6 protein-coding genes are annotated in these 4,899 nt (G+C 53.6%); all 6 read left to right on the plus strand.

Going from position 1 to position 4,899, the window contains the following annotated elements:
* Nucleotides 1–191 precede the first annotated feature (191 nt).
* The gene (aroC, locus tag ABWP27_RS12245) at nucleotides 192–1,292 is read left to right on the plus strand and encodes a chorismate synthase (protein WP_353157234.1); all 1,101 of its coding nucleotides are present in this window, start codon (nucleotides 192–194) and stop codon (nucleotides 1,290–1,292) included.
* 54 nt (nucleotides 1,293–1,346) lie between these two features.
* A complete protein-coding gene (locus tag ABWP27_RS12250; RefSeq protein ID WP_353157237.1) occupies nucleotides 1,347–2,177 on the plus strand; it encodes a M48 family metallopeptidase in 831 nt (276 codons plus the stop codon).
* Nucleotides 2,178–2,337: 160 nt separating this feature from the next.
* On the plus strand, nucleotides 2,338–3,738 hold the full coding sequence (gene leuC, locus ABWP27_RS12255) for a 3-isopropylmalate dehydratase large subunit (RefSeq protein WP_353157240.1): 1,401 nt from the start codon (nucleotides 2,338–2,340) through the stop codon (nucleotides 3,736–3,738).
* Nucleotides 3,739–3,773: 35 nt separating this feature from the next.
* On the plus strand, nucleotides 3,774–3,890 hold the full coding sequence (locus ABWP27_RS12260) for an entericidin A/B family lipoprotein (protein ID WP_304931906.1): 117 nt from the start codon (nucleotides 3,774–3,776) through the stop codon (nucleotides 3,888–3,890).
* A gap of 141 nt (nucleotides 3,891–4,031) precedes the next feature.
* Nucleotides 4,032–4,679 (plus strand): 3-isopropylmalate dehydratase small subunit, encoded by a 648-nt coding sequence (leuD, locus tag ABWP27_RS12265; RefSeq protein WP_353157244.1) that lies wholly within the window; start codon nucleotides 4,032–4,034, stop codon nucleotides 4,677–4,679.
* 68 nt (nucleotides 4,680–4,747) lie between these two features.
* A partial coding sequence (locus tag ABWP27_RS12270; protein WP_353157247.1) for an isocitrate/isopropylmalate family dehydrogenase occupies nucleotides 4,748–4,899 on the plus strand: 152 nt, incomplete at its 3' end.

Consider the following 4,899-nt stretch of genomic DNA (forward strand, 5'->3'; position numbering starts at 1 on the left):
ATCCAGAAATACAAGGTCATCCTCACTATGGCTGACCGACTTGCTCATGTTGCCTTCTCCGAGATGTAGTTTTTATAGTATGGAAACCGTATATTGCACACCGGTTTAACATTCGGCAATGATTTTTCTTGAAGTATTTGTTTTCTGTGCACTGGTAGAATGGCAGTTTATTTCATTGATAATTAACCATCATGTCCGGTAATACATTTGGCACACTCTTTACTGTCACCACTTTTGGCGAATCTCACGGTCCCGCAATCGGTTGCGTAATCGATGGTTGTCCGCCCGGAATGGTGTTGTCAGAAGCCGACATTCAGTTCGATCTGGATCGTCGCAAACCGGGCACCTCGCGGCATGTGACACAACGCCAGGAATCGGACACGGTGGAAATCCTGTCCGGCGTATTTGAAGGCAAAACGACGGGTACCCCGATTGCATTGCTGATTCGCAACGAAGACCAGCGCAGCAAGGATTACGGCAACATTACCGAGACTTTCCGTCCTGGTCATGCCGATTACACGTATTGGCATAAATACGGCATCCGCGATCCGCGCGGCGGCGGGCGTTCGTCGGCGCGTTTGACCGCACCGGTCGTCGGCGCTGCAGCAATTGCGAAAAAATGGCTGCTGGAACAATACGGCACCACCTTCAAGGGTTGCATGAGCCAGCTCGGCGAAATCGCGATCCCGTTTGAAAGCTGGGAACATGTGCCGAACAATCCTTTTTTCTCGGCCAATGCAAGCATCCTGCCGCAGCTGGAAGCGTATATGGACGATTTGCGCAAGAACGGCGATTCCTGCGGTGCGCGTATCGATGTGGTGGCGGAAAATGTGCCAATAGGATTGGGCGAACCGATCTACGACAAACTGGATGCGGAAATCGCTTACGCGCTGATGGGCATCAATGCCGTTAAAGGTGTCGAGATAGGCGCCGGCTTCAAATCCGTTGCACAAAAAGGCACCGAGCACGGCGATGAGCTGACCCCCGACGGTTTTGCCAGCAACAATGCAGGCGGTGTACTGGGCGGTATTTCGACCGGTCAAAACATCACGGCATCAATGGCGATCAAGCCGACTTCCAGCATACGCACCGCACGTCATTCAATCGACAAGGCCGGCAATCCGATCATGGTCGAAACTCTCGGGCGGCACGATCCCTGCGTCGGCATTCGCGCCACGCCGATTGCCGAAGCCATGCTGGCGCTGGTGTTGATGGATCACGCATTGCGTCATCGCGCGCAGTGCGGCGATGTCAAGGTGAGTCCGCCACCGATTCCAGCCAGTTTGCGCTGATTCGTTTTTACTGCGCATGTGTGCAGGATGCATCTTGTTTGGCGAGGAATGAAAATGAGACTGACCAAGCGATTTTTTGCGTTTTCATCGGTGGCAACTGTTTCGCTCGTGCTGATGCTATCAGCCTGTGAAACCGTGCAGACCACACAAAGCGGATTGGTCGGTGTCGACAGGCAGCAGAGAATGGCCGTGTCGGCACAGGAACTGGATCAGGCTGCGGGCAAGCAATACGCAACGCTGATTGCGGAACAAAAGCAGAAAAACGCCTTGAATCGCAATGCGGCGCAGGTGGCACGGGTACGCGGCATTGCCAATAAATTGATTGCGCAGACGTCGGTTTTTCGTCCCGATGCGCAACGCTGGCAGTGGGAAGTCAATGTATTGACGTCGCCGGAAGTGAACGCCTGGTGCATGCCGGGAGGCAAGATTGCTGTCTATACAGGCTTGATTGAAAAACTCCAGGTCACCGATGACGAATTGGCTGCCGTCATTGGCCATGAAATTTCACATGCATTGCGCGAACATGCGCGCGAACGCGCATCTGAGCAAATGGTGGCGGGTAGCGTGATTTCGATCGGTTCGGCGCTGCTGGGTGTGGGCAATCTGGGGCAGAAAGGCGCCGAATATGCGTACATGGGGCTGGTTGGACTTCCCAATTCGCGCAGCCACGAAACGGAAGCGGACCGCATCGGTGTCGAGCTGGCTGCGCGTGCCGGTTACGATCCGCGCGCCGCGATCACCTTATGGCAAAAAATGGGGCAGGTCGGTGGCAGCGCTCCTCCCACCTTTCTTTCTACCCACCCATCGAGCGCGGATCGTAGCAGCGATCTCACAATCTACGCACAGCGCGTGATGCCGCTTTATCTGCAGGCAAAAAACAGATAGCAGGAACAGGGCATTGCATTAAAGATAAATACCCTCATTTTTATGATGAGGCGGTTCCCTGTATGCCTGTGCCGCCGTTTCCTGCAATGGAAACGCGCAAATATGGCATAATCAAAGACTGTTTATATCAGTCGTTACTGACTTACTTTTGCACACGAATATGGCTCAAACGCTCTACGATAAACTCTGGCAATCGCACGTTGTCGAAACCGGCGACGATGGCACAACCGTGCTTTACATCGATCGTCATCTGTTGCATGAAGTTACCAGTCCGCAGGCTTTTGAAGGCTTGAAGCTGGCTGGCCGTCGTCCATGGCGCGTTTCCGCCAATCTGATGGTGGCGGATCACAATGTGCCGACGACAGACCGCTCGGAAGGGATTGCTGATCCGACCTCGCGTCTCCAGGTGGAAACGCTGGATGGCAATGCACACGAATATGGCTTGACCTACTTCAGCATGCGCGACAAGCGTCAGGGCATCGTGCATGTGATCGGGCCGGAGCAGGGCGCGACCTTGCCTGGTATGACGGTCGTGTGCGGTGATTCGCATACGTCTACGCACGGCGCATTCGGCGCGTTGGCGCACGGCATCGGTACGTCCGAAGTCGAGCATGTGCTGGCGACGCAAACCTTGCTGGCGCAAAAATCCAAGGCGATGCTGGTGCAGGTTGACGGCGCTTTGCCGGCTGGCGTAACTGCAAAAGACATCGTGCTCGCGATCATCGGAAAAATCGGCACTGCTGGCGGTACCGGTTACGCGATTGAATTTGCCGGTTCGACGATACGTTCGCTGTCGATGGAAGGTCGCATGACCATCTGCAATATGGCGATCGAAGCGGGCGCACGTGCCGGCATGGTCGGCGTCGATGAAACCACGATTAACTACGTCAAGGGTCGGCCATTTTCACCGGTTGGCCCGCATTGGGATCGCGCCGTCGAGTACTGGCGCACCTTGCATTCCGATGCCGGCGCCAGGTTCGATATGGTGGTGACACTGAACGCAGCCGAGATCAAACCGCAAGTCAGCTGGGGCACATCGCCAGAGATGGTCGTGTCGGTAGATGGCCGCGTACCTGATCCGGACAAGGAAAAAGATGCAACCAAGCGCGATGGCATGGAAAAAGCGCTGGTCTACATGGGCCTGAAGCCAAATACGCCGATTACCGATATCCGTATCGATAAAGTGTTTATCGGCTCCTGCACCAACTCACGCATAGAAGATTTGCGTGCCGCGGCTGCTGTGGTGCGTGGCAAGCATCGTGCCTCGAACGTGAAGCTGGCGATGGTGGTGCCGGGTTCCGGTCTGGTCAAAGAGCAGGCCGAGCGCGAAGGCCTGGACAAGATTTTCAAGGATGCCGGTTTTGAATGGCGTGAGCCGGGTTGTTCGATGTGCCTGGCGATGAACGCCGATCGCCTGGAACCGGGTGAGCGTTGTGCCTCGACTTCAAATCGTAATTTTGAAGGGCGTCAGGGTGCAGGTGGTCGCACTCATCTGGTGAGTCCGGCAATGGCAGCGGCTGCCGGTATCGAAGGTCATTTCGTTGATGTGCGTGCGCTGTAATTCATCGCTGTAAATAAAATTCACGGAGAGAAAAAATGAAAAAAATCGCTGCTTTGTTGATCGCTTCCGCATGGTTGCTGGCTGGCTGTAATACCGTTCATGGCTTCGGCAAGGATGTCGAGCATGTGGGCGACAAAATCCAGGGTAAATAAGAAACTGGTTTGCAGCGATGCACAGAGTGATTCCTGTGCATTGCTGCATTCAATAGGCTGAAGGCAGTAGAAGTTCGTTATTCCGCATCGATAAAAAATACTGGCGACACCGTCGTCGATACGCATCAACAGTTGGGCACTATGGAAAAATTTAATATTCTTGATGGTTTGGTTGCACCGCTGGATCGTGCAAATGTTGACACCGACGCCATCATTCCAAAGCAATTTCTGAAATCCATCAAACGCACCGGTTTCGGTCCGAATCTGTTCGATGAATGGCGCTATCTGGATCAGGGCGAACCGGGCAAGGATAATTCGAATCGTCCTTTGAATCCTGATTTCGTACTGAATCAACCGCGCTATCAAGGTGCGCAGATTTTGTTGGCGCGCAAGAATTTCGGTTGCGGTTCGTCACGCGAGCACGCGCCTTGGGCGCTGAGCCAGTATGGCTTTCGTGCGATAGTCGCGCCCAGCTTTGCGGATATCTTCTTCAACAACTGCTACAAAAATGGCTTGTTGCCGGTGACGTTGACCGAAGCGCAAATCGATCATTTGTTCAATGAGGTCAAGGCTTTCCCTGGCTTCCATCTGGTGATTGATCTGGAAAAACAAATCATAGCCACCAGCAACGGCAGCGTTGCCTATCCATTCGACATCGATGCTTTCCGCAAATACTGTTTGCTGAATGGTTTTGATGACATCGGTCTGACTTTGCAAAAGGCCGACAAGATACGCGAGTATGAAGAGCGCCATCTTGCTGCCCAACCTTGGCTGTCGAACACTATTTAACGCGCGCATCCATATGGCGTGATAGCGCCGCGCTTTCCCTCTTTTTTAAATCTTACTGAAGTTATCAAATGAAAATTGCAATTCTGCCGGGTGACGGCATTGGTCCGGAAATCATGAATCAGGCAGTCAAGGTAATGAACGCCTTGGGTGAAAAGTTTGAAACCGAAACAGTGCCGGTCGGCGGCGCCGCATACGCAGAACAAGGTCATCCATTACCGGA

This window comes from Herminiimonas fonticola (assembly GCF_040395855.1).
GTDB classification, from domain to species: domain Bacteria; phylum Pseudomonadota; class Gammaproteobacteria; order Burkholderiales; family Burkholderiaceae_D; genus Oxalicibacterium; species Oxalicibacterium fonticola_A.